This is a genomic window from Sulfuricaulis sp. (assembly GCF_040901545.1).
Taxonomy (GTDB): Bacteria; Pseudomonadota; Gammaproteobacteria; order Acidiferrobacterales; family Sulfurifustaceae; genus Sulfuricaulis.
This window is the reverse complement of sequence record NZ_JBBDYL010000005.1, coordinates 63,013-87,155: the sequence shown is the minus strand read 5'-3', so window position 1 is coordinate 87,155 and position 24,143 is coordinate 63,013. Positions and strand designations below refer to the sequence as shown.

Below are 24,143 nucleotides of genomic sequence, written 5' to 3'. Positions count from 1 at the left end.
CCCCCCACAACCCCGTCTCACCTCCCTGAGGGAGAAGGGCCCCTCACCCCGACCCCTCTCCCGCAGGCGGGAGAGGGGAGTTCTGTAAGATCGGAGCCGAGAGAATCTATTTATTTGACCGAAATCGTGGCGGTGGCGGAACTGCAAGCCGGCGAGCGCGTGCGCATCCGGCCCGGCGAATCCATCCCGGCGGACAGCGTGGTGCTGGAGGGCCGCTCCACCGTGGACGAATCGCTGCTCACGGGCGAAAGCCTGCCGGTGGCCAAGGGGCCGGGCGAGAAACTGGTCGGCGGCGCCATCAACATCGAAAGCCCGCTCACCGCGCGCGTCGAGCAGACCGGGCCCGACACCATCCTGTCCTCGATTCTGCGGCTGCTGGACCGCGCCACGGCGGAAAAACCGCGCCTCGCGCAACTCGCGGACCGTATCGCCGCCGGCTTCGTGGCCGCGGTGCTGCTGCTCGCGGGCCTGACCGCGCTCTACTGGTGGCGCCACGACGCTGCGCTGTGGCTGCCCGCCACCATCGCGGTGCTGGTGGTCACCTGCCCCTGCGCGCTGTCGCTGGCCACGCCCGCGGCCATCACCGCGGCCACCGGCCGGCTCACGCGTCTGGGCCTGCTGGTGACGCGCGGGCACGCGCTCGAAACCCTGGCGCGCGCCAGCCATTTCATTTTCGACAAGACCGGCACGCTCACGCGCGGGCGCTTGCGGCTGCTGGAAACCCGGGGCTTTTCGCGCCTGTCGCCCGCGCAATGCCTGGGCATCGCCGGCGCGCTCGAACGTCACTCCGAGCATCCGATCGCGCGCGCGCTGGGCGAGGCCGCCGGGCCGGGCGAATTGAGCGCGAGCGAGGTGGTCAACACGCCCGGCGCCGGACTGCGCGGCAAAATCGACGGCCGGATTTTTTTTCTCGGCACGCCGGCGTATATAAAAGAACAGGCCGGCCTCGCGGCCGACGCCGACACGCTGGAACAGCTGCGGCGCGCAGGCGACACCGTGGTGGTGCTGGCCGGACAGGAAGGCTTGCATGCCGCGTTTATGCTCAGCGACGAGCTGCGCCCCGGCGCGCGCGAGCTGATCGCCGAACTTCAGCGCCGGGGAAAAACCGTCATGCTGCTCACCGGCGATCATGAAACGGCCGCGCGCCGCGTGGCCGACGCGCTCGGCATCCGCGAGCTGGCCTGGGACCTGAAGCCGGCGGACAAGCTAGAACGCATCAAGGCGCTGCAGCAACATGGCGCCGTGGTCGCCATGATCGGCGACGGTGTGAACGACGCCCCGGTGCTGGCGGCGGCCCAGGTATCCATCGCCATGGGCGGCGGGACGGCGGTCGCCGCCGCCAGCGCCGACATGATCCTGCTGTCGCAGATATTGCCGCACCTGGCCGAGGCCCTGGGGGTGGCGCGCCGCACTCTCGGCATCATCCGCCAGAACCTCGCCTGGGCGGTGGCCTATAACCTGCTCGCCATTCCCGCCGCCGCCGCGGGCTATATCTCGCCATGGATGGCGGCGCTCGGCATGTCGGCCAGTTCGCTGCTGGTCGTGGCCAATGCCTTGCGCCTCAGCCGGCGCTCGCAACCGAAGCCGTCATTCACCGTGGCGGTGGCGCAGGATTGAATCATGGAAATTCTCTATCTGCTGATCCTGCTCGCCGTTCTCATTGCCGGCGTGATCGCATGGGCCTTTCTCTGGTCCATCCGTTCCGGGCAGTTCGACGACCTGGAGGGTCCGGCGCACCGGATACTGATGGACGAGGACGAATCGCCGAAGCATGCCGCCGACCAGCCTCCGGAAACGAAACCAGCGCCACGCAGCGATTGATCGCACGCAGTTCCGGCGCCCGCAGACGGTAGAGGTTTCCGGCGCGCTGGAATAAACTTTAATGGCCCACTGGCCGGAGGAGCGTGGCGGGGATGCCGCGCCCACGGACCCGAGGATGAAAAGGCCATGAGCGCAAACCAACACCAATCACAAAGCGCGCGACTTGCGTTCCACTATGCTCACAACGGTTCCCGGACCGTCCCGGCCTGCTATTCCCTCCCGAAAAACGCGTCACTACCTTCAAGGAGCGACCATGCGCAAGATCATGCTGCTTAACGCCAAGGGCGGCTGCGGGAAGAGTACGATCGCCACCAACCTCGCAAGTTATTACGCCATGCTAGGTAAGTCCGTGGTGCTCGCGGATTTCGACCGGCAAGGATCGAGCACGGAATGGCTCGAGGCGCGACCGCAAGATCGCCCTGCCATCCGCGGCCTGGTGGCATGGCGTGACCCGGTACGGGTAGCGCGTTCCACCGATTACGTGATCATGGACGTGCCCGCCGGCGCCCACGGCCCGGTCCTCACGGCGCTGGTGCGCCGCGCGCACACGTTGATCGTGCCCGTGTTGCCGTCACCCACCGATATCCGCGCCGCGGCGCATTTCATCCATGAACTGCTGCTGGTCGGGAAAATCGTCCGGGATGAGTCGCGGCTCGCGGTGATCGCCAACCGCGTGCACGAGAACAGCGCCATTCAGAATTCAATGGAGCATGTCCTGAACAGCATGAGCATCTCCTATAGCACCCTCAACACCCAGATTTATCACAACCTGGAACGGTTCCTCTCGCGCCTGAAGATTCCGTTCGTGGCCACGCTGCGCGAGAGCAATAATTATCTTGTCGCCGATGCGCGCGGCCTCGGCATTTTCGATCTCAACAGTTCACAAGCACATCGCGACATCGAGCAATGGCAACCGATGCTCAAATGGCTGGAAAGCAAACGCAGTATTCCCGATCCGGTAGATTGAATATCCCTGCGTCCGAATCCGGCGGGCGATCGTCACGCGCCCGGTTGCAAATCCAGCCGGTTATGTCCGCGCCCGTTCCAGCTTCACCAGCGGGATGACCGGACCGCTGCCGATGCCCTCGCAGCGGCGCGCCTCCGCGCGCCAGGCCTGGCGGCTGGCGAGTTCGGGCAAGAACGGATAGGCGCGGCACTGCCTTGGAGAGTGCTTCGGAGAGTGCTTCCAAAATACCATCATGCCGCGGCCTCGATTCTCTGTAATATGACAACGCCACAGCATGCCATACGGCGCGCGACAACAAAGCCCGGCGTTCAAAGGCATGCGCACCTCGGGGACGGGGATATGACGTCGAGTCAAGCGGTTTTTCTACGTCGGCGGGAGCGTCGGCTTTCCGGAACCGGAATGCCGGTTCATCTCTGGGGTTTCCGGCCCCGGCGCAGTTTTTCTATTTGCCGTTCCGCTTCCGCAATCTGCTCACGGGAGAGGTTGAACACTAAATTGCCATGTGCCTCGCGCGCCATGTCGCTGCCTGAAGCGATGGCGATTTTGTACCAGACGTAAGCGCCGATGACATTGGACTTAACGCCGCGTCCCGCTTCATACATCCTGCCCAACGTGTACTGGGCATTTGGGTCGCCGCTGAGCGCGGCGCGCCGGGTCCAGTAAAACGCCTTGCGCTCGTCACGCGCCCGCTCGGGGCCGTCGAGATATAGCCGCCCCACGCGCTCCTGCGCCTTCGCATCGCCCTGCTGCGCGGCCTCGAACAATTTGATCAATTCCTCCGGAATCTGGCGGCTGTCGCTGAAATCCTCCGAGGACGAAGACGTTTCCGTGTTCATGGCCCGGTGCACAACAACCAGCGAGAGGAAGACGATGACGCTCATCAGCGCCAGCTTGCGCCAGCGTGACGCGCGCGGGGCGGTGTCGATCGGTTGGGCCAGCGCCCGTTGCAGTTCAGCGGCACTGGAGAACCGTCGCGCGGGTTCCTTTTCAAGGCAGCGCAGCACGATCGATTCCAAATGCGCCGGAGCGTGCGGGAGCAACTTGTGCGGCGGGACCGGACGCTCCTTGAGTTGTTTGAGCGCCATCTCGACCGGAGTGGCACCGGAGAAGGCGCGGCGGCCGGTCAGGCATTCATACAGGATGAGGCCCAGCGCGTAGAGATCCGTGCGTTGATCGATCGACTTCCCCTGCGATTGCTCCGGCGCCATGTAACCGGGCGTGCCGATGACGGTTTGCGTGGTCGTGGTATTACCGCCGAGCGCGCGCGCAATGCCAAAATCCATGAGCTTTACCAGACCGTCGCGCGCTAGTATCACGTTCTCCGGCTTCAAATCGCGGTGCACCACCCCTTGCGCGTGCGCCTCACCGAGACCCGCCGCGATCTGACGCGCCAGATCGATGACGCGTTCTGGCGGCAACTTTCCGGCACGCTCGAGATAGTCGCGCAGGCTTTCGCCATCCACATACTCCATCGTGATATAAACCAGATTATCAACGCGATTGAAATCGTAAATGCGGCTGATGTTCTTGTGCGTGATTCGGCGGGCGAGCCGGATTTCATCCTTGAACCGCACCATCATCTCCGGGTCGCAGGCGATTTCCGGTCGCAGCAACTTGAGGGCCAGTATCTCGGTCGTTTCCCGGTCGCGTACCCGGTAGACCAGCCCCATGCCACCCTCGCCGAGTCGCTCCAAGATCTCATAGCGCGGCGCCAGGGGCGCGAGTACCGGGTGGGTAGCAGCCGCCATGCCCTCCTGCGGCAGACTGATTTGCTGGGTTTTCTGGATTGGCTGCTTCACCTGGATCTCCAAGGATCGGAATATAGGCGCTCACTTGACATATCACTTAAGTATAATCAACGCCCGCCGCACGCTACGGTAGATGCCGCAAAACGTTTCCCGGCGCGGCTAATCCGGGCAAACGCATCACCGACGCCTTATCTGACAGATCCCTGAACGGCAACCCCCTGGCAGCGGTGTTTTGGTATTATTTCGGCGGCGGCGCACCGCTGCCTGACCCGACCACCCCATATCGTGTCGATGCTCGTCTTCAACAGCGGCAGCTCTTCCCTCAAGCACCGCCTCTACGCCGAGGACCCCGACGGGTCGCTACGGCTCATCGCGAGCGGGATGGTGAATGCCTTCGGCGATCAAGCGAAGTTCACCTGGCTAGCCAACGGGCAGCGCCGCGAGACACGTGTGGCCATTCACAACCACCGCGAGGCCACGGCGCGGGTATTGCGCTGGCTTCGAGACCTGACACCGGACGCCGCGGGGCGGGCGGTCACGGCGATCGGCCACCGCGTGGTCCACGGTGGCGAGATCTTCCGCGAGCCGGTCCTGCTCACGCCCGAGACGATCGCGCGCATCGAATCCTTGTGCGCGCTCGCGCCGATCCACAACCCGATTGCGCTTGAGGTGATCCGCGCCTGCCGATTGGAGTTGGAAGACACTCTCCCGATGGTTGCCGTATTTGACACGGCGTTTCATGCGCTGCTACCCCAGCCCGCGCGGACCTATGCCCTGCCCCAGGAATGGACGCGTGCGCACGGCATTCGCCGCTACGGCTTCCACGGCATCGCGCATCGATACATGTACGAGCGCTGCCTGGCGCTGCACGGTGAACCCGCGTCAGAACCGCGTGTGATCACCTTTCAGCTCGGCAACGGCTGCTCCGTCGCCGCCATCCGCGCGGGGCGCTCGGTCGAGACCAGCATGGGCTACACGCCTTTGGAAGGACTCATCATGTCGACGCGCAGTGGCGACGTGGATCCGGGCGTTTTGGTGCAGCTCGTGGCCGCCGGCGGTCTGAGCGCTACCGCGCTCGCCCACGGGCTCAATCACGAATCGGGGCTCAAGGGTCTGTCCGGCGTTACCTCAGACATGCGCGAACTGCTCAGGCTTGAGGCCGACGGACACGCCGGGGCGCGGCTCGCGATCGATGCTTTCTGTCACCGCGCGCGCAAGTACCTGGGCGCCTACGCCGCGGTGCTTGGCGGCGCCGACGCGGTCGTGTTCGGTGGCGGCATCGGCGAGCATGCCGCCCTGATTCGCGCCCGCATCTGCGCCGGAATGGAGTGGTGTGGCTTACGCTTGGATGCCGCGGCCAACGCCGCGGCAGTAGGAATCGAGGGGCGCATCTCGACACCGCGCTCAGCGCCGGCGGTTTATGTCATCCCGGTCAACGAGGAACTGTTAATCGCCCGCGATGCGCGTCAGTTGCTCGCGTCGCGGGGCGCCGGCTAACGGTGGCGCCGTGGTGCCGCGCACGACCAGCCGCACCGGCAATTCCCGGCGCGGCGGCAACGGCCCGCCGGCGATCGCCTGCAACAGCTGACGCGCCGCGAGCTCGCCCATCTCACCGGTCGGAAAGTGCATGGTCGTGAGGCCCGGTTGCAGCATGGACGCGATCTCCATGTCGTCGAAGCCGGTGATCGATATCTCGTCGGGAACGTGCAACCCGATCGCGGCGCACTCCGCGATCGCGCCGATCGCCAACACGTCGTTACCGCAGATCACCGCCGTCGGGCGCGGCGCGTGGCGCAGCACTTCGATCAAACCGTCGCGGCCGTTTTGCAGGGTGTACGGCCTTTCGGCGTAACGCTCCGGCGGTAGCTCAATTCCGCGGCGCTGGAGCGCCGCGCGCACGCCGGCGGCACGCTCGCGGGCGCGTTCGTTGGTCGCCGTAACGCCAGATATCATCGCGAATTCGACGTGACCCAGCTCGAGCAAGTGCTCGGTGAGCGAGATCGCTGCGTTCTGATTGTCGAACCCCACGCACGGACGTCGGGTATCTGTCGCGAGCGCCCACGTGAGAACATACGGGATGTGGTGTCGCTCGAGCAGCGCGAACAACTCGGGTTCATGCTCGGTACCGAGCAGCACCAGACCGTCGACCCCGCGTTCGATGAGTGTGCGCGCGAGTCGGCGCTCCGCCGCCGGGCTGAAATCGTGACAGGCCAGGAGCAGCATGTAGCCCGCCGCCCCTAAAGTCTTTTGCAGGGTCTGCACGGTATTCGCGAAGCTCGGGTTATCGATGGCGGGAATCAGCGCGCCAACGGTCAGCGAGCGTCGCGACGCGAGCGCCCGGGCGCTGCCGTTGGCCACGTAGCCGAGCGTCTCGATGGTTTCGTTGATGCGTGCGAGTGTGTCCGGCCTGAGCTTGTTGGGAGCGGTCAGGGCACGGGACACCGTCGCGATCGACACCTTGGCGGCGCTGGCGACATCGCTCAGCGTGATGGCACGACGGTTCATTCGGACGATCCATTGGCGGCCGCGTGTCCCTCCCGCCGGATGGTACGGATGTGGGTCACGAACGGGATGACGAGCGCGAGCAGCGTCAACACCATCACCGTACCGCTGATCGGCCGCGTGAAGAACACGGTCCAATCGCTCCGGTAGCTGATCATCGTGGTGGTGAAGGAGCTCTCGGCCAGGGGCCCGAGGATCACCCCCAGCACGAGCGGCGCGATCGGGAAGCGGTAACGCTCGAACAGATAGCCGATGACTCCGAAAGCGACCATCAGCCACAGATCGCCGATATTATTGCGAATGGACAGCGCGCCGATGAAGCACAGCAACATGATGAAGGCCGAAACCACCGCCTCCGGGAAATCGAGAATCTTGACAAGCGGGCGGATGGCGAAGAATCCCACGAGGCACATCGCAACGATGCCGAGGAACAGCGAGGCGATCACGGTGTAAATCATCTCGGTAGAGGTCAGGAACACCTGCGGCCCCGGCTGGATGCCGTGCAGCAGGAACGCCCCGAGGATCACGGCGGTCGCGCCGCTGCCCGGAATTCCGAGCGTGAACAGCGGGATCAACGCCCCGCCCACCGAGGCGGTCGCCGCCGCCTGTGGCGCCACGATGCCGTCCGGGATACCGGTGCCCAACTCCTTTTTGCGCTTGTTGTACTGGCCCTCGAAGCCGTAGGCCACGAACGAGGCGATGGTGGCGCCGGCGCCGGGGACCACGCCGATGATGTTGCCGAGCACGGAGTTTCGCAGCAGCACGCCCTTGAGTCGCGACAGCTCGCGCCAACTTGGGAGACGCGTGCGCATCTCGCCGATCTGCTGGATGGGCGCACTCGCGAACCCCTCGTGCAACCGGATGAACACCTCGCCCAGGCCGTAGGCCCCGACCATGACGGTCAGGAACTCGATGCCGTCGAGCAGCAGCGGCAGGCCGAAGGTGTAACGCGTGCTGCCGTAGATCGAGTCCACACCCACAGTGGCGATCAGGAGCCCCAGGCACAGGCTGATGATGGCATTCGGCAGGCTGCCGCGGCCGAGCGAGACTACGCTCGTAAGTCCGAACAGGACGATCGCGAAGTACTCAGGCGTCGAGAAGGTGAGCGCGAGCTTTGCCACCGGCTCCGACAGCGCCACCATGATCGTGACCGACAGCAACCCGCCGACCAGTGCCGCGATCAGCGTCCAGCCCAGGGCCAGCGCCGGCTGGCCGTTGCGCGCCATGGCGTAACCATCCCACAGCAGCGGCACGTGGATCGGCTCGCCCGGAATCTTGAACAGAATCGCGGTCGGCGCGCCGCCGTAGGTGCCGGAGACGTACATCGCGGTAAGCAGCACGATCGCCGGTGTCACGTCCATCGAGTAGGTGAAAGGCAGCGCCAGGATCACACCCATGACGAGCGTGAGACCGGGGAGCACACCGACGATCAGTCCGACGACGATCCCGATAAACAACATCGCCATATTGACCGGCTGAAGGCAGCCGAGGAAACCTTGGCCCAGATTCGCGAGTATGTCCATTTCCGTCCCCTATCGAGCACCGAGCAGCGCCAGCAGCGCGTAGCTCCAGGTCGAGAACGGCGCGCTCCCCATGGGGAGCGAGACATAGACGAAGCGCATGAAAATCAGCAGGAACATCAGGGTTCCGATGACGCTCGTCGCGATCACAACCCGGTGGCGGCGGTAGCGGCCGATATACATGAAGGCGGCCAGGTACAACAGCGTGCAAAAAATGAAACCGATGACCGGAAGCAAGGCAACGTAGGCAAGCGTAATCCCCATCCCGAGGAGCAGCCGGATCGTATAGGGTTTCTCTGGAGTCGCTACGTAGGCGCGGAACGCCGCCTGTTCGCGCCAGCACTGCAGGACGATGCAGACGATCTGATAGATGCTCGCGGCCATGGCCAGGACCAGCACCGCCTTCGGCCAGAGATCGGGCCCGATCTGGCCGACCTTGCCGACATAGCTGATCTGGCCGGCGAGCATGAAGAGGACGATCGTAACCGCGAGCACGGCTACATACGGCGCGGTTCGCTTCAACATTTCGATGCCCATGCCTGGATCCCCCGAGACGTTCTGACGGGTGACCCGGTCCGGCCGCCATCGGCCGGACCGCGTCTCTCCTCGAACTTTCTTGGTTATTTCTTCTTCGTTCCGGCCAGTTTCTTCATGGTCTCGAGCTCGCCGCGGATGAACTGGCGGGCCTGGTCAGCCGGCATGTAGCTGTCCTCGGCGGCGAACTGCTCCTTCAGAAACTCCTTGTACTCCGCGGTCTGAGCCACCTTGCCGAAAGCATCGGACAGCATCTTGATGGTCTTCGGGTCGGTCTTGCCGTGCACCACGACCGAGCGGAACTGCGGCAGACCGATGTCGTAGCCGAGCTCTTTGGACGCCGGCACGTTGGGAAAGTCGGCGGCGCGTTTGTCGCCGAACACGACGATCGGGAGCATCTGCTTGTTCTTGAGGAAACTCGCGACGTCACCGGCCTGCTCGTAGAGCACGTCCACGTGCCCGCCGAGCACCGAGACGTAGCGCTCGCTCGGTTTCGGGTACGGCACCTGGTTCAGCTTGATGCCCTTGCCCTCGAGAAACGTCAGCGTCATGTCATCGACGCTGCCGAAACCGACGGTCGCCACCTTGAGCGCGCCCGGTTTCGCCTTCGCGGCTTTCTCGAAATCCGCCCAATTCTTGATCGGACCGTCCGATTTCACGAACAAGTACGACGGCGCGGAGATCATACGCGCGACCGGCGTGATGTCGTCCATGCCGTACGGCGGATTTGAGGTTGCCAGCAGCGCGTGCGTGTCGGCGATGTAGATCGCCATGCTGTAACCGTCCGGGGCCGCCGACACCAGCTTGGCGACACCGGTCGCCCCGGTCGCGCCGGGCACGTTGAGCACTGGCACCGATACCTTCAATGTCGATTCGAGCAGCTTGCCGCTCTTGCGCGCCAGCTGATCGGCACCGCCACCCGGCCCGAACGGAACGATGAACTCGATCGCCCGCGACGGGTAGGGTTGCTGTGCCAGGGCCGAGAAACCGACGGTCAGGATCGCAACCGCGCACGCGAACGGTAACCAACAACGACTGCATTTTAGCTTGCTTATCATGATGCTCCTCCTGTGTGACTGGGTTTTACCGAGAATCGATCCCGTTATACGTAGGATTTGTACTTGTCGAGATACCGCACCGGCTTTTTGAGCGCGTCGCGGCGGAACGGTTCGCCGAGCTCGCGCGTGAGCTGCACATCGAGCACCGTGCAGCGGTTGGATTTGACCGCGGCCTGGAGCGCGTCACCGATCTGATCGACGTGACTCACGCGCACGCCCTCGGCCCCCATCGCGCGGGCAACGTCCGCGAAACTGGGATTGGTGAGGTTGGTGCCGACGAAACGATTTCCGTAGTAGTCGATCTGGTTTTTCTTTTCGGCGCCCCACTGCAAATTGTTGAACACCACGGCGATCGCCGGAATTCCCTCGCGCACGCAGGTCATCACCTCGGCCAGACTCATGCCCCAGGCGCCGTCACCGACGTAGGCGACGGCCGGGCGATCAGGCCGCGCGACCTTGGCGCCCATGACGGTCGGAAACGCGTAGCCGCAGTTGCCGAAGCTCATGGCGGCGAAAAAGCTCCGCGGCTGCTCGAAGTGCAAATAACTGTTCGCCACCGAGCAGACGTTGCCGATGTCGGTCGAGACCATGGCGGTCTTCGGCATGGCCCTGGCCAGCGCCGCCAATGCCTGGCGCGGGCCGATGCGCCCGTCCTCGGAGGGCGAAGGCCAGCCCGCCAACTCTTTGGCCCACTCATCCTTGGCCTGCCGGATCTCGTTGATGCGCGCCTCATTGCGTTTGGCCGGCAACGTAAACGCCTGCAACCGCTGGAGCAACGCGGCGGCGGCCTGCTTCGCGTCGCCGCAGATTCCGACGGCGATCTTTTTTACCAGCCCGAGCATGCGCGGATCGGCGTCGACCTGGATGATCTGTGCGTCCTTCGGCCAGTAGTCCATGCCGTGCTGCGGCAGCGTGCCGAACGGCCCGAGCCGCGAGCCGAGTGCCAACACCACGTCCGCCTTGGCGATCAGCCGCATCGCCGCTTTTGAGCCCTGATAGCCGAGCGGGCCGGTCGCGAGCTCGTGCGAGGCGGGGAACGCGTCGTTGTGCAAATAACTGGTCACGACCGGCGCCGTGAGGTACTCGGCCAGCGCGCACGCCTCGCTCACGGCATCCGCCATGATCACTCCACCGCCGGCCATGATGACCGGGAATTTCGCCGCCGCCAGCAACTTCGCCGCCGCTTCGAGGGATTCGGGTCCGCCGGGTCCACGCTCCAGGTACTGTACCGGCGGGATTTCGGCCTCGATGTCAGCGTAGAAGTAATCGCGCGGAATATTGATCTGCACCGGTCCGCGTTCGTTGATCGCGTTGGTCATGGCGCGGTTCGTCAGCTCGGCGATGCGCGCCGGGTGGTTGATGTGCACCTGGTACTTGGTGATGGTCGAAAAGATCGGCATCTGGTTCGCTTCCTGGAAACCGCCGAGGCCGACGCCGAGGCTCCCGGTCTCGGGCGTGATGCAGACCACCGGCGAGTGCGCCCAGTAGGCGGCGGCGATGCCAGTGACGAAGTTCGTGATACCGGGCCCGTTCTGCGCGATACACACGCCGTGGCGGTTGGTCGCGCGCGAAAAACCGTCGGCCATGTGCGCGGCGTTCTGTTCGTGCGCCACCGAGATGAAACGGATGCCCGCGGCCGGAAAAATGTCGAGGGCGTCCATGTACGCCGAGCCGACGATGCCGAACACCGTGTCGACCCCGTGCGCAACCAGCGTCTCGACCAGTGCCTCGCTCGGTGTCATGCGCACGTGCCCGCCCGGCTGCGGCGCGGCCGTTGGTGGATTCTTTTGTGGTTGCCTGCTCATAGGGAAACTCCTGTGGATGGTATCTCGATCAGTTTAAGCCGTTGGACTTTGCCGGATGGCCCCTTGGGAATCGAATTGACGAAGCGAATGATTTTGGGCGTCTTGTAGCGTCCCAGCTCTTTCAGACAGAACGTCCGCAACTCGCCCTCGGAGCACCGTTGCCCGGGTTTGAGCACGATGCAGGCCATGATCTCCTGGCCGTAAGCCGGATCGGGGATGCCCACCGCGGCCGCTTCGAGTACCGCCGGGTGGCGGTATAACGCCTCGTCGATCTCGCGCGGCGCGATGTTCTCCCCGCCCTTGATGATCAGTTCCTTCAATCGCCCGGTGATGAAGAAAAACCCGTCGGCGTCGCGGTAGCCGAGGTCGCCGGTGTGCAGCCAGCCGTCGGGCTCAAGCGTCTCGGCCGTGGTCTTCGGGTCCTGGTGGTAGCGCTGCATCACGTTGTCGCCGCGCACCAGGATCTCGCCGACCGCGCCGCGCGCGCGCTCGCGGCCGGCGCGGCCGCCGTCCTTGGCCTCGACCCCGAAGGCGACGCCGGGCGAGCCGACCTTGCGCTTGGCGGGATCGAGCGGATTTGAGAACACCGGCGCGGCGGTTTCGGTAAGTCCCATGGTCTCGATGATGTCGAAACCGAACTGGCGTTCGAACGCCTGGTGCAGGCTCGGCGGCAGCGGCGCGGAGGCCGAGCGCCCGAAGCGCAGCCGCTCGAGCGCCAGTTCGCGACGCGCGACACGCGGATCGGGCTCATTGAGCAGGTAGGATACGATCGTCGGCACCACGTTGAACCAGGTGCAACGATAATGCGCGAGCAGCTCCCAGAAATTCGAGACGCTGAACTTGTGCGGCATGACGATGCTGCCGCCGTGCACCAGCGGCGCGACGACGGTCACGATCTGCCCGTTGATGTGGTACAGCGGCAGCGAGCACAGCACCCGGTCATCGGGTCCGAGGGCGTGCGCCTCGCTCGTGAAGCGGCCGCCGGCGACCACGTTGCGGTGCGTGAGCAGCGCCCCTTTTGGCCGCCCGGTGGTTCCGGAGGTATACATGAGCAGCGCCTCGCCGTCTTCCGCTATTTCCGGGAGATCTTCCTCCGGCGACGCACCGGGAAAAATCTCTTCGGCGTCGATATCGATCTCGTGCACCGCCACCGGACGCGTGCAACCGGCGAGCGCGACCGTGAGCCGTTCGCGGTACTCCGGCGCGACGAAAATGACGCGCGCACCGGAATGTTCGAGCACATACGCCAGCTGCGATGCTTGCGCCAGCAGGTTGAGCGGCGCGACCACGCAGCCCGCGTACATCACCCCGAGGAACAGGTCGGCCGTCTGGTAACCGTTGTGCAGCATCAGCGCTACTTTTTCACCCGGGCGCAACCCCTGCGCGCGCAGCACACCGGCGAGCAAGCGCGCGTCGCGCCGCAGTTGCCCGTAGGTGAGCGTGCGCCCGGTTTCAGGGGCAAGAAGGTAGACCTTATCCGGCTGCGCGTCGGCCCGCAGGTCGATAACATGGCGGATCGTGCGTGGCAGCTCCACGGTTAGGCACCGTGCTTCTTCCGGTACGCGCCGAAGAGCTCGTCCTCGGTCGGCTCGACCGGTGGGATCGTGCGCACGATGCGCGTGATGTTGAGGAAGTGGCGGTAGTTCAAGTTGTCGTCAATGCTGTTGCGCCCCCAGGTCCCGCAGCCCATGGAGAGCGAAAACGGCAGCCCGTTGTCAAAGCTTCCGCCGGTGGCGATCGCGTGCGCCTGGTTCACGATCACGCGGCAGACGGGCATTTCCAACCCGAGGCGCATCACGTGCGCGTCTTCGCGCGTGTGGATGCCGCACGAGTGTCCGGCGCCCTGGTGAATCAGGATGCGGCGCGTGATTTCAAACGCCGCGTCGAAATCGTGTGCGCGGTAGACCGTGAGCACCGGGGAGAGCTTCTCCCGCGAGAACGGGTAGTCCTTCCCGATTCCAGTCTCCTCCACAAGCAGAAAACGCGATGCCTTGAGTTCCGGCCGGTCGAGGCCCGCGGCCGCGGCGATCGCCGGGGCGCTCTGGGCGATGATACGCGGATTGAGCCGGTCGTGACTCCACATCACCGCCTCCAGTTTGCGCTTCTCCTCGGCGTCAAGCAGTGCGCCGCCCGCTTTTTGCAGGACCGCGAGCGCCTGGGCGTAGACCGCATCGAGAATCACGAGACTGTTCTCGGAAGAGCAGCTCGTGGCGTTGTCGAAGGTCTTCGAGCGTGCGATTTTGGCCGCGGCGTCGGCGAGATCGGCGGTCTGGTCGATGATGACCGGCACGTTGCCAGTGCCCACCCCGATCGCCGGTGTGCCGCTCGCGTAGGCCGCGCGCACGTTGCTCTGCGAGCCGGTGACAACCACGAGATCGACCTGGCGCATCAGCTCCTCGGTTAGCGCCTTGGTGACGGGCGCGGGCAGCTGCTGCACGAGGTCGACCGGCGCGCCGATGCGATTCAGCTCCGCGCGCACAATCTCGAGCAGACGCGTGCAAGTGCTGTAACCCTTGGGAGACGGCGAGAGGATGATGCTGTTTCGCCCCTTGAGCGCGTTCATGATCTTATTGGCGGGCGTGGCCACCGGATTGGTCGCGGGGACGACGGCGCCCACCACACCGACCGGGCGCGCGATCTCGATAATTCCTTTTTCCGGATACTCGGCAATGACACCGGCGGACCGGGCATATCTGAGATCGCGCAGTGTCCCCATCGTCTTGCGTCGGTTCTTCGCGATCTTGTCCGCGACGTTCCCGAGGCCGGTATCCTTGACGGCGAGTTCCGCCAGTTCGCGGCAATGGCCGGGATGAACGATTGCCCAAGCAACGCCGGTCACGACCTCGTCCACCTGCTCCTGGAGGTAGCGCTCGTATCGGGTCTGCGCACTACGCGCGCGCCTCACCAGGTCGGCAATCACATCGCGGACGGTGGGATCGATAACGCCGATAGTATTACCGGGGGCGTGGGGCACCACTCTCTCTCCTTCTATTGATTGGGGCATAGACTCACCGGCCGCTGGCTCGGTTAGCCTTACCATGAACGTCGGATTTTTGTAAGAATCCAGCACCGTGTCGACGCCGCATGTTGGCACTGACGAACGGCTGACTGAATGAAAGCGCTTACATTTTCAACATAAATGCAGGTTCTTGTCAAACCGGACTGAACCGAGGGCAGTGTCGGTAATCAGCCGCCGGCCTTAAGGACGACGCGTGGCCGTTTTTTTCCGCGCGCCGCCCCAATGTCAGGACCAGGGACTTTCCCGGTTCGCGGGCGATCAGCGACAAGGGCGCGAAATCGGCAGGTACATTAAATCCCGCTTACGAGGTTGTTGGTGCCGAGGAAGGGCGATTTATTTCCTGGTCCGCAAGGACATTTGCGGCGCGCCCACGATCAGCTTCAATATGGTTTTGCACGCCCCTTTCAGCGCTTCGTTATCCTGCTCCGCGCGCAAGCCTGGGCGCGCCCACGCGGTGGCGCGAATGCTCACATGGCATGCGCGACTGCTCCGCCTCCCCCGGGGACTTGCCCGCGTCACAAATCAGTTCGGGTCAGCGTGCGTCCTTAGCTCCGTAGGCGGTACATCCCGGTACCACTTCTCGCTTGCTCCGCGGTCCACAAAAATCGTAGAGCGCGGCCCGAAGGGAAAAGCCCAAGGAGGGGCTTTACCAACCTGCTTCTGGCAGGTTTGTGCCACCATGCGATTTTGCGCATACTGGAGGAATCAACGGTTAATCGATATCCATGGCCCCCATGTCGTTATCAAAAAAAATCGCCTCATCGCGCACGACCAAGCCCGAGGAGTACCTCATCAAGGAAGAACCTTACTACGAACCGCTTGGCAAGGAAGTGGCCATATTCGAAGCGGCGTTCCGGCAGCAGTTGCCGGTACTGCTGAAAGGTCCGACCGGCTGCGGCAAGTCGCGCTTCATGCAACACATGGCCTGGCGCTTGAAGCGTCCGCTCATCACCGTTTCGTGCCATGACGATCTTACCGCGACCGATCTCATCGGCCGCTACCTCATCACCGCCAATGAAACGGTGTGGGTGGACGGACCCATGGCGCGCGCGGTGCGCACCAGCGCCATGCTTTATCTCGACGAGATCGTGGAAGCGCGTAAGGACACCACCGTGGTCATCCATCCGCTCGCCGATGACCGGCGGGTATTGCCGATTGAAAAAACCGGAGAGCTCCTTACCGCCGGACCCAGATTCTGTCTTACCCTTTCCTACAATCCGGGCTACCAGAGCGTGCTCAAGGATTTGAAACAAAGCACGCGTCAGCGATTCGTCGCCATCGAATTCACCTACCCCTCGGTGTCACTCGAACAAAAAATCGTCCGGCGCGAAACCGGGATTGACCAGGACATGGCGCAGCGTCTGGTCAAATTCGCGGGCATGACCCGCAACCTGAAAGGCAGCGGACTGGACGAAGGCGCCAGCACGCGCCTCCTGGTGCACGCCGGCAAGCTGATTTCAACCGGTATCGACCCACGCACCGCCACGCGCACCGCCGTCGCCGCCGCGCTGACGGACGATCCCGAGATGATCGCCGCCATCAACGAACTTTCGTCATCCCTGTTCTAGCCGTTTCTTGAAAAAGAAATTTTTCGGTCGGGTCGAAAACCTTTATATCAGCTACTATTTTTTACTGACATTTGTTCCAAGGATTTCGTTTAACGTTAACTTGGCAAACTCCTCGTATAACCAATTCATGCGTGCATCATCCTGCCCACCGCCGAAACCGCCCAACGCGTATGCAGCACTTACATGGAATTCCAGCCATGACAGCCCACCGGACTTCGGATTGAGCGAAACGACTCCTTCTACACGATCGTTCCCAGCCATAAAACCAAACATCACGGCTGAAAAGTTGGAACGAGTACGTATATCCGTGACCAGAACATTTACGATATTCTCCGACTTGGAATCGATTAACTGGCGTGCTTGCAAACTTCTCACGATAACTTGTTCCAATTTAGTAGCATCGAATTTGATGTTATCCTTGAGCTTTTCCTGTGCATCCGGATTAAGACTGACTTTAACTGCCGAGAATTTTTGACCAGCGTATTTATAATTATCGTTTGTACTTGACCGATTGACGCCGCTCGCACATGCCGTAACACCGATAATTACTAACGAAAGCATTAGTAACTTTTTCATGTTTCAATTCTCCCTAAATAGAGGTTTGATAAAAACAGCGAGGTTACTGGGAAGAAGTATAGATCATGCCAATTACACCTTAGTCTTCAGGTTAATTTCCTATACAGACAGAATCGCAAAAAATACCAATCCCAATCAGAGTTTTTCGTCATTTCACGTCAATTGAACCCTCCCAGCTTAAAGACCGACGAGATCAAAGCCATACTCGACAAATCCTTCGAGTCGGTATTGTCACCCACCCGCTCGACCGAATTGATTGCACAAGCTGTTTCTAAGCTTGATCGACGTCACCAGAATTTCGCCCTGCACTGGGTGGATGTCATCGCCAAAACCAACACCGAGTTGGCCTATCAGTTTGCGGTGCGTGTGACGGATGCCTTCCGGCTGATGGACCTGCCCGATATCGAGCGCTGGATCATCCGTGCCATGGACATCTACGACCGGGACGGGCTTAATCCTGGAATTGCCGCACTCGTCCAATACCAGGTCGTGGCCGTGGAGGCCGGCGAATGGCGGCGCGGCGTGACGCTGGAAGAGATTCACCGCGTGCTGGAGCTGTATGTTCAGGGATTGGCCGGACGGTCGCTTAAAATTGCCGCCGCTTCCGACTGCTACACGGACACCGAGACACTGTTCCTGCCGCACCGCGTGGCCACCTTTTCCGAACGTCAGGACAATTTCCGACGCTACAAAACGACGGTCGCCCATTTGTGGGCCCAAACCTGGTACGGAACATTCCGCACGCCGGAACAAGCGCAACCGCTGGATGAAATGTTGGCGGAATTTAACGACGAACTAACAGCTATGCGCGTGTTCCACGCGCTCGAAACGGTGCGCCTCAATGCCAACCTGGAACGTGAATTTCCGGGTTTGTACCAGGACATGGTGGAACTGCAACAGCGCACCGGCGAAGTGCGTTACCCGGCAACTTGGAGGACAGCCATTCAACAATTGAAACAACCCGAAGCGACCGTGTCCGATTCGCGCGCCTGGCTGCCCAAATTGTATTCCAGTCAGTTACCGGAAACGTACTGTTATCAAGGAACGCTCATTCCGGGCCGGGCGCGGCAGGTCGCCGAACAGCGAATGGCGCGGGAAAAAATGCTTTTCCAACAGGCACTCGACCAGCTTGGAAAGCATTTTGCGGCCAACCTGAGCGATGCCGGCATATCGAGTCACCGGCCACGTCAAGTTATCAAACCGGTTCCAGATCCGGACCATCCGGGCGAAATTTCATTTCTGTCGGCAGCGGGCGGCCAGCCCGTCCAGTTGCCGGCGCACCTGCGTGCGTTGGTCCAGTCGATTATCCAGGATCATGGCCGGATACCGGAAGATTATTTTTGGGAAACTGCCGGTGAAAACCCCCCCGCGCCGGAGGAACAGCCGCATGCAATGACCGCGGAGAATGAGGCGGACGGCGGGGCAAGCGTGTTCATCTATCAGGAATGGGATTTCCGGCGCCATCACTATCGCAAGGACTGGTGCGTCCTGCGCGAACGGGATGTGTTTCCCTACGATGATCCCTTTGTGGCCCGCACACTTGCGAAATACCGCGGTGAGTTGCCGCAGCTTCGCAAAACATTCGAGGCCTTGCGGGGTGAAAACCGGTTGCTCAAAAAACAGATAAACGGTGACAACATCGATTTTGACGCGCTGGTGGAAGCCCACGCCGACATGAAAACCGGACGGGAACTGTCCGAGCGGCTGTTCACGAAATTACACAAGCATGAGCGCGACATCGCGGTGATGTTCATGGTGGACATGAGCGGCTCGACGAAAGGCTGGATCAACGACGCCGAGCGCGAAGCCCTGGTCCTGCTGTGCGAAGCGCTCGAAATTCTCGGTGATCGCTACGCGATCTACGGTTTCTCCGGCATGACCCGCAAACGCTGCGATCTGTATCGCATCAAGCATTTCGGTGAGCGGTACGGCGATGACGTCCGGCGCCGCATTGCCGGCCTGCAGCCTCAGGATTACACCCGGATGGGGGTGACCATCCGCCATCTGACGAAATTGCTGAACGGCGTGGACGCCCGAACCAAATTGCTGATCACGCTTTCGGACGGCAAACCGGATGACTACGACGGCTATCGCGGCGAATACGGGATCGAGGACACGCGCATGAGCTTGATTGAAGCCAAACGCAGCGGCATCCATCCCTTTTGCATCACCATCGACGAAGCTGCGCGCGACTACCTGCCGCACATGTACGGCGCGGTGAACTGGGTGCGGGTGGATGACATCCGTAAACTGCCCCTGAAAGTTTCGGAGATTTACCGGCGGTTGACGATGTAACCCCCTGGCTTCTTGAAAACGGTCGCGAATGATAGGATGGCACGATCCGCACGCGCCAACCTCGGCGAAAAATATAAGGATCGATTTTTCGTCCTCAGAAACGCGGATTACATCACATGCTCAAACTGGACAAAAAATCGGTCCTCCTGCTTCTGCTGCTGTGCGCGGTCATGGGCGGTATCGCCTACGGGCTGTATGCCTCCGGGCTGTTCGATTTATTCATCAACCGACGCCATTTTCTCGAATTCATCAGGGATCACGAGGCCTATGCGGTCGTAATCTTTATCGGCCTGCAAACCGTTCAGGTTGTGGCCGCGCCCGTCCCCGGCGAGGTTTCCGGATTCGTCGGCGGAATTGTCTTCGGCCCATTGTGGGGCGTTGTCTATTCAACCATCGGTTTAACTGCCGGGTCGTGGGTCGCGTTCATGCTGGCCCGAATTCTGGGACGGCCGCTGGTGGAACGATTGGTCAAAGCGGAAACCATCGAGCGATATGACTACGTGATGAAACACAAGGGTCTGCTGCTGGCCTTCTTGATGTTTCTGATACCGGGGTTCCCCAAAGATTTCCTCTGCTACCTGCTGGGTCTGGGCCACATGCGGCAACGTGATTTTCTGCTGGTGTCCGCATCTGGACGGCTGCTGGGCACGATCCTGCTCACCATGGGGGGCGCCTATTTTCGCGATGCGCGTTATGGCGCGCTGTTCACGATCGTCGGCCTCAGTCTCGTCATCATCTTGATCGTCATGATCTACCACGATCGTATCGAGCATGCCTTTCGACGGATGGCCGGCGCCCTGCGAAAGGACACGCAAAAAAAAAATAAACCCAGCAAGTAAGAATTCATCAACTTTAGAATTCAATGTCGTCGTACCGAGACAGACTGATTCATCCCATTAAGGGTTTGTTGCTATGCCTGGCGGGCGGATTTTTCTGCAGCTGGATACAAACGCCATTGCCCTGGATGATTGGACCCTTGCTGGCAATGGTTGCCGGAAAGGTAAGCGGCGGCGGCGTGGACGCGCCCCAGGGAGGCCGCCAGACCGGCCAGCTCATCATCGGCTGCGCGCTCGGACTCTATTTCACTCCGGTGGTCGTCAGCATCCTCGCCGTTCACGCGGTGACCATGCTGCTGGCCGCCGTCTTCGCGATCCTGCTCAGCTATATTTGTGGATTTTTACTGTCCCGCTTTTCAGGTGTCGACAAAACCACGGCCTTTTTCGCCAGCGTCCCCGGCGGGGCGGCTGAAATGGCGGTGCTGGGAGACCGTTTCGGCGCCGCCATGGACAAGGTCGCGCTCGCTCAGTCGCTTCGTATCCTGCTGGTTGTGGTGTTGATCCCCGCGATTCTGACGTACTCCGGCGCCCACGGCGCGGATCAATATCAACCATCGCCAGGCCAGGTCAGTTACCCCGGGTTGGCACTGCTGCTGACGTTATGCGCTTTCGCCGGCGGGTTGCTCGCGTTGGCAAAAATTCCGAACGCCTGGATGTTGGGACCGTTGTTCGCAAGCATTACCGTTACGGTCATGCAGGCAGACCTTTCCGCCATGCCGGTTCCCTTGTCCAATCTGGGCCAGCTGCTGATCGGTTGTGTTCTCGGGGCGCGTTTTGAGCGGGGTTTCATGCTCAAAGCCCGGCGATATCTTCTGGGTCTGTTGCTGAGCATCGGCATCGCGCTGATTCTCTCGGCATTGTTCGCGCTCGTGTTGACCTTCTTCACGGGAATACCCATTCCTACCCTGATCCTGGCGACGGCACCCGGTGGCATAGCCGAGATGGGGATCACCGCCAAGGTGCTACAACTAGGTGTCCCCCTCGTGACCGCGTTTCATGTCACCCGGGTTGTTCTGCTCGTAACCGCGACCGGGCCCTTGTTCAAAGTCATGCGACGGATTTCTGCAAATCTCAAACACAAAGGGTCAGGCACAGACTGATGCCTTCCAGAATGGCCGGCAGGGTGTCGTCATGGCGGCGATCGCGTGAGCGCCGGCCGGTTCGAGACGGCCGGCCAGTCAGACCGCGCTTTTCAGCGTATCGGGTTGCAAACGGATTCAACGCACCGGACAATTCCAACCCGCATGACAAGAGGTGCACGCAAAAAATGAATACCGACTGGATCCAGGCATGGCGGCTTTAATCTGCGGTTCGTTCGCGTATGACACCATTATGGTCTTCAAGGACCAGTTCAAGAATCATATCCTGCCGGACAAGGTTCATATCCTGAATGTCTCCTTCCAAGTCCCGGAACTGCGCCGTGAATTCGGCGGCTGCGCCGGCAATATCGCCTACAACCTCAAGTTGATCGGGGGTGAACCCCTGCCGATGGGGACGGTGGGCCGGGATTTCGGGCCCTACGCCGAGTGGATGGACCGGCACAAAATCAGCCGCCGCTATATCAAGATGTGCGAAGACACGTATACCGCCCAGGCATTCATCACCACGGACATGGACGACAACCAGATAACCGCGTTTCACCCGGGCGCCATGAACCGTTCCCAGGAGACACACGTCGGAAATGCCCATGGAGTAAAACTCGGAATCGTCTCACCGGACGGGCGTGAAGGCATGGTCCAGCATGCCCGCGAATTCGCCGAGGCCGGCATTCCGTTCATATTCGATCCCGGACAGGGCATGCCGCTGTTCGATGGGGAGGATTTACTGCGTTTTTTGGAACAAGCGACATGGGTTACGCTGAATGACTACGAAGCCGAGCTGCTCCGGGAACGCACCGGAAAATCCCTGAGCCACCTCGCGGGCTGCGTGAAAGGGTTGATCGTCACGCTCGGCGCGCGCGGTTCGCGCGTTTACACGGCTGGGCGGATCATTGAAATTCCGGCGGTGCCCACGGCAACGATCAACGACCCAACGGGTTGCGGCGATGCCTACCGCGCCGGGCTGCTATATGGCTTGGCGTGCGATATGGATTGGGAAACCACGGGCCGTATTGCCGCCTTGATGGGGGCGATCAAAATCGCACACCACGGCACTCAGAATCATCGTATCACCCACGACGAATTCGCCGTCCGTTTCTGCGACAGCTTCGGTTATAGTTGGTAGCTGCCGCGGGAATGACCCGCCGCCGATCTGCCGAGGAAGCGACGCTCCGTGGAAACCCGACTTCCCCCTCTGCTGCAGGCTTTGCTGCACTCGGACTGTTACGACCATGCCGTGCGGGAAATGCACATTGTCGAAACGCACATTTCCTGGGTCATCCTGACCGGTTCTTATGCCTATAAAATCAAGAAACCGGTCAATCTCGGTTTTCTCGATTTCAGCACGCTTGAGAAACGCCGCTTTTATTGCGAGCAGGAATGGCGTCTTAACCGGCGACTGGCCGAGGCATTGTATCTCGGGGTGGTGGCGATCACCGGATCGGAATCCGCCCCGAGGGTAAATGAAAACGGGGTCGCCATCGAATACGCGGTGAAGATGGTCCAGTTCCCGGAATCGGCGCGACTGGACCGGATGCTGGCGCGCGGCGAGCTGCAACCACGGCACATCGATTTGCTGGCTCAGGAGCTCGCCGAGTTTCATGGCCGGATCGCCATTGCCGGCGATGACAAGTCCTTCGGCGATCCGGATCATGTCAATGAACCGGTACGCCAAAACTTCGAGCAGATGGAATCGAGGATCGAGACACGTCATCGCGCACAGCTGCAGCGGCTGCGAACATGGAGCATGCGAACTTTTACCTTGCTCAAAAATACATTCGCCGAACGCAAACGCCGAGGCTTCATACGCGAGTGTCATGGCGACGCGCATCTGGCTAACATGATTTGGCTGAATGAACGCGTGATATTATTTGATTGTCTCGAGTTCAATGAAAATCTGCGCTGGATCGACACCATGGGTGAAACCGCGTTTCTGACCATGGACCTCGATGATCGCGGGCGCTCCGATCTGGCCCGTCGCGCGGTGAATGCCTATTTGGAATTTACCGGTGACTACGAGGGTCTCGCGGTGTACCGTTTCTACCAGGTTTATCGGGCGCTGGTGCGCGCCAAGGTCGCCTGTATCCGGTTAAGTCAGGAGGGGCTGGACGAACAGGAAAAGCAGAGAACGGGCGTGGAATATCTCGGTTACGCCGATCTCGCTGAACGTTATACGCAACCGCTTCATCCCGCGCTGATCGTTACCCATGGGCTCTCGGGCAGCGGCAAGACCTGGCTCTCACAGCAACTGCTGGAGGCTTGGGATGTTATCCGTCTGCGCAGCGATATCGAACGCAAGCGCCTGCATGGACTGGCGCCGCATGCGCGCAGTGGATCGGATGTGGATCAGGGAATCTATTCAGCGGAATCCAGCCGCCAGACCTACGCGCGACTCGCGGAACTTGCGCGTTCGATTTTGGCGACCGGTTATTCGGTGGTGGTGGATGCCGCCTTTCTCAAGCGCAACCAGCGCGAACGACTGCGTGCCGTGGCGCACGAACTGCGCGTGCCCTGCATGATCCTTGATCTCCAGGCACCGGAAAGTTTACTCCGTGAGCGTTTACGGCAACGCGTCCGGCAATCGCGGGAGGTATCCGAAGCAAGCCTCGCGGTGCTGCAGCGCCAGTTGGCCACTCGCGAGCCGCTCACGGTCGATGAACAGCGCGTTGCCTTAACCGTCAGCCCCGATGCCGCGTGCGATATCGGCGGCCTTGTGCAAAAAATGAACAGCCTGACCGGCACCTCCTGACGGTATCGCGGCTTCCCCTGCAGCCCGTTAACCTGTCTCTGGCATCCG

At 61.7% G+C, this 24,143-nt stretch carries 20 protein-coding genes; 10 read left to right on the top strand and 10 right to left on the bottom strand.

Annotated features, from left to right (window positions below; translation table 11 throughout):
- The 3 genes from WD823_RS01470 to WD823_RS01460 form a co-directional block, all read left to right on the top strand.
- Nucleotides 1-1,617 (top strand): heavy metal translocating P-type ATPase (locus tag WD823_RS01470; RefSeq protein WP_368427704.1); only part of this gene is annotated, 1,617 nt, incomplete at its 5' end.
- A 3-nt stretch (nt 1,618-1,620) separates the two neighbouring features.
- Nucleotides 1,621-1,821 (top strand): cbb3-type cytochrome oxidase assembly protein CcoS, encoded by a 201-nt coding sequence (ccoS, locus tag WD823_RS01465; protein ID WP_368427703.1) that lies wholly within the window; start codon nt 1,621-1,623, stop codon nt 1,819-1,821.
- Between the two features lie 253 nt (nt 1,822-2,074).
- Nucleotides 2,075-2,788, top strand: coding sequence for an AAA family ATPase (locus tag WD823_RS01460; RefSeq protein ID WP_368427702.1), 714 nt, complete (start codon nt 2,075-2,077; stop codon nt 2,786-2,788).
- 60 nt (nt 2,789-2,848) lie between these two features.
- Here the strand turns inward: WD823_RS01460 and WD823_RS01455 are convergent, their stop codons facing one another.
- On the bottom strand, nt 2,849-3,022 hold the full coding sequence (locus tag WD823_RS01455; RefSeq protein WP_368427701.1) for a hypothetical protein: 174 nt from the start codon (nt 3,020-3,022) through the stop codon (nt 2,849-2,851).
- Nucleotides 3,023-3,195: 173 nt separating this feature from the next.
- Nucleotides 3,196-4,587, bottom strand: coding sequence for a serine/threonine-protein kinase (locus WD823_RS01450; RefSeq protein WP_368427700.1), 1,392 nt, complete (start codon nt 4,585-4,587; stop codon nt 3,196-3,198).
- Nucleotides 4,588-4,827: 240 nt separating this feature from the next.
- On the opposite strand from WD823_RS01450, the gene WD823_RS01445 reads away from it, so the two are divergent.
- Nucleotides 4,828-6,033 (top strand): acetate/propionate family kinase, encoded by a 1,206-nt coding sequence (locus WD823_RS01445; protein WP_368427699.1) that lies wholly within the window; start codon nt 4,828-4,830, stop codon nt 6,031-6,033.
- Here WD823_RS01445 and WD823_RS01440 read toward each other — a convergent pair.
- The 7 genes from WD823_RS01440 to WD823_RS01410 all read right to left on the bottom strand — a co-directional run bounded on the left by WD823_RS01440 (nt 5,983) and on the right by WD823_RS01410 (nt 14,959).
- A complete protein-coding gene (locus WD823_RS01440; RefSeq protein ID WP_368427829.1) occupies nt 5,983-7,041 on the bottom strand; it encodes a substrate-binding domain-containing protein in 1,059 nt (352 codons plus the stop codon). The genes WD823_RS01445 and WD823_RS01440 overlap by 51 nt on opposite strands.
- A complete protein-coding gene (locus WD823_RS01435; protein WP_368427698.1) occupies nt 7,038-8,561 on the bottom strand; it encodes a tripartite tricarboxylate transporter permease in 1,524 nt (507 codons plus the stop codon). The genes WD823_RS01440 and WD823_RS01435 overlap by 4 nt, the downstream gene beginning before the upstream one ends.
- 9 nt (nt 8,562-8,570) lie before the next feature.
- Complete coding sequence (locus WD823_RS01430; protein WP_368427697.1) at nt 8,571-9,095, bottom strand: tripartite tricarboxylate transporter TctB family protein; 525 nt, start codon at nt 9,093-9,095, stop codon at nt 8,571-8,573.
- Between the two features lie 83 nt (nt 9,096-9,178).
- The gene (locus WD823_RS01425; protein WP_368427696.1) at nt 9,179-10,150 is read right to left on the bottom strand and encodes a Bug family tripartite tricarboxylate transporter substrate binding protein; all 972 of its coding nucleotides are present in this window, start codon (nt 10,148-10,150) and stop codon (nt 9,179-9,181) included.
- Between the two features lie 44 nt (nt 10,151-10,194).
- Nucleotides 10,195-11,892, bottom strand: coding sequence for a sulfoacetaldehyde acetyltransferase (xsc, locus tag WD823_RS01420; RefSeq protein WP_368427828.1), 1,698 nt, complete (start codon nt 11,890-11,892; stop codon nt 10,195-10,197).
- 59 nt (nt 11,893-11,951) lie between these two features.
- The gene (locus tag WD823_RS01415; RefSeq protein WP_368427695.1) at nt 11,952-13,490 is read right to left on the bottom strand and encodes an AMP-binding protein; all 1,539 of its coding nucleotides are present in this window, start codon (nt 13,488-13,490) and stop codon (nt 11,952-11,954) included.
- A 2-nt stretch (nt 13,491-13,492) separates the two neighbouring features.
- On the bottom strand, nt 13,493-14,959 hold the full coding sequence (locus WD823_RS01410; RefSeq protein ID WP_368427694.1) for an aldehyde dehydrogenase family protein: 1,467 nt from the start codon (nt 14,957-14,959) through the stop codon (nt 13,493-13,495).
- A gap of 749 nt (nt 14,960-15,708) precedes the next feature.
- Between WD823_RS01410 and WD823_RS01405 the strand changes: the two genes are divergently transcribed.
- Nucleotides 15,709-16,542, top strand: coding sequence for a CbbQ/NirQ/NorQ/GpvN family protein (locus WD823_RS01405; RefSeq protein WP_368427693.1), 834 nt, complete (start codon nt 15,709-15,711; stop codon nt 16,540-16,542).
- Between the two features lie 54 nt (nt 16,543-16,596).
- Here WD823_RS01405 and WD823_RS01400 read toward each other — a convergent pair whose 3' ends face one another.
- Complete coding sequence (locus WD823_RS01400; RefSeq protein ID WP_368427692.1) at nt 16,597-17,118, bottom strand: DUF4410 domain-containing protein; 522 nt, start codon at nt 17,116-17,118, stop codon at nt 16,597-16,599.
- A gap of 162 nt (nt 17,119-17,280) precedes the next feature.
- Here WD823_RS01400 and WD823_RS01395 point away from each other — a divergent pair, with 162 nt between their 5' ends.
- The 5 genes from WD823_RS01395 (at nt 17,281) to WD823_RS01375 (ending at nt 24,095) form a co-directional block, all read left to right on the top strand.
- On the top strand, nt 17,281-19,413 hold the full coding sequence (locus WD823_RS01395) for a nitric oxide reductase activation protein NorD (protein WP_368427691.1): 2,133 nt from the start codon (nt 17,281-17,283) through the stop codon (nt 19,411-19,413).
- A 116-nt stretch (nt 19,414-19,529) separates the two neighbouring features.
- The gene (locus WD823_RS01390) at nt 19,530-20,252 is read left to right on the top strand and encodes a TVP38/TMEM64 family protein (RefSeq protein ID WP_368427690.1); all 723 of its coding nucleotides are present in this window, start codon (nt 19,530-19,532) and stop codon (nt 20,250-20,252) included.
- Nucleotides 20,253-20,275: 23 nt separating this feature from the next.
- A complete protein-coding gene (locus WD823_RS01385) occupies nt 20,276-21,349 on the top strand; it encodes an AbrB family transcriptional regulator (RefSeq protein WP_368427689.1) in 1,074 nt (357 codons plus the stop codon).
- Nucleotides 21,350-21,539: 190 nt separating this feature from the next.
- Entirely contained in the window at nt 21,540-22,472 is a 933-nt protein-coding gene (locus WD823_RS01380) for a carbohydrate kinase family protein (protein ID WP_368427688.1), read from the top strand.
- Nucleotides 22,473-22,520: 48 nt separating this feature from the next.
- Nucleotides 22,521-24,095 (top strand): AAA family ATPase, encoded by a 1,575-nt coding sequence (locus WD823_RS01375; protein WP_368427687.1) that lies wholly within the window; start codon nt 22,521-22,523, stop codon nt 24,093-24,095.
- Nucleotides 24,096-24,143: the final 48 nt, after the last annotated feature.

Coding starts and splice junctions, on each gene's coding strand:
- WD823_RS01425 (WP_368427696.1), bottom strand. CDS start 10,150: ATGATAAGCAAGCTAAAATGCAGTCGTTGTTGGTTACCGTTCGCGTGC.
- ccoS (WP_368427703.1), top strand. CDS start 1,621: ATGGAAATTCTCTATCTGCTGATCCTGCTCGCCGTTCTCATTGCCGGC.
- WD823_RS01390 (WP_368427690.1), top strand. CDS start 19,530: ATGCTCAAACTGGACAAAAAATCGGTCCTCCTGCTTCTGCTGCTGTGC.
- WD823_RS01410 (WP_368427694.1), bottom strand. CDS start 14,959: ATGCCCCAATCAATAGAAGGAGAGAGAGTGGTGCCCCACGCCCCCGGT.
- WD823_RS01380 (WP_368427688.1), top strand. CDS start 21,540: ATGGCGGCTTTAATCTGCGGTTCGTTCGCGTATGACACCATTATGGTC.
- WD823_RS01445 (WP_368427699.1), top strand. CDS start 4,828: ATGCTCGTCTTCAACAGCGGCAGCTCTTCCCTCAAGCACCGCCTCTAC.
- WD823_RS01400 (WP_368427692.1), bottom strand. CDS start 17,118: ATGAAAAAGTTACTAATGCTTTCGTTAGTAATTATCGGTGTTACGGCA.
- WD823_RS01405 (WP_368427693.1), top strand. CDS start 15,709: ATGTCGTTATCAAAAAAAATCGCCTCATCGCGCACGACCAAGCCCGAG.
- WD823_RS01385 (WP_368427689.1), top strand. CDS start 20,276: ATGTCGTCGTACCGAGACAGACTGATTCATCCCATTAAGGGTTTGTTG.
- WD823_RS01440 (WP_368427829.1), bottom strand. CDS start 7,041: ATGAACCGTCGTGCCATCACGCTGAGCGATGTCGCCAGCGCCGCCAAG.
- WD823_RS01455 (WP_368427701.1), bottom strand. CDS start 3,022: ATGATGGTATTTTGGAAGCACTCTCCGAAGCACTCTCCAAGGCAGTGC.
- xsc (WP_368427828.1), bottom strand. CDS start 11,892: ATGACACCGAGCGAGGCACTGGTCGAGACGCTGGTTGCGCACGGGGTC.
- WD823_RS01430 (WP_368427697.1), bottom strand. CDS start 9,095: ATGGGCATCGAAATGTTGAAGCGAACCGCGCCGTATGTAGCCGTGCTC.
- WD823_RS01435 (WP_368427698.1), bottom strand. CDS start 8,561: ATGGACATACTCGCGAATCTGGGCCAAGGTTTCCTCGGCTGCCTTCAG.
- WD823_RS01460 (WP_368427702.1), top strand. CDS start 2,075: ATGCGCAAGATCATGCTGCTTAACGCCAAGGGCGGCTGCGGGAAGAGT.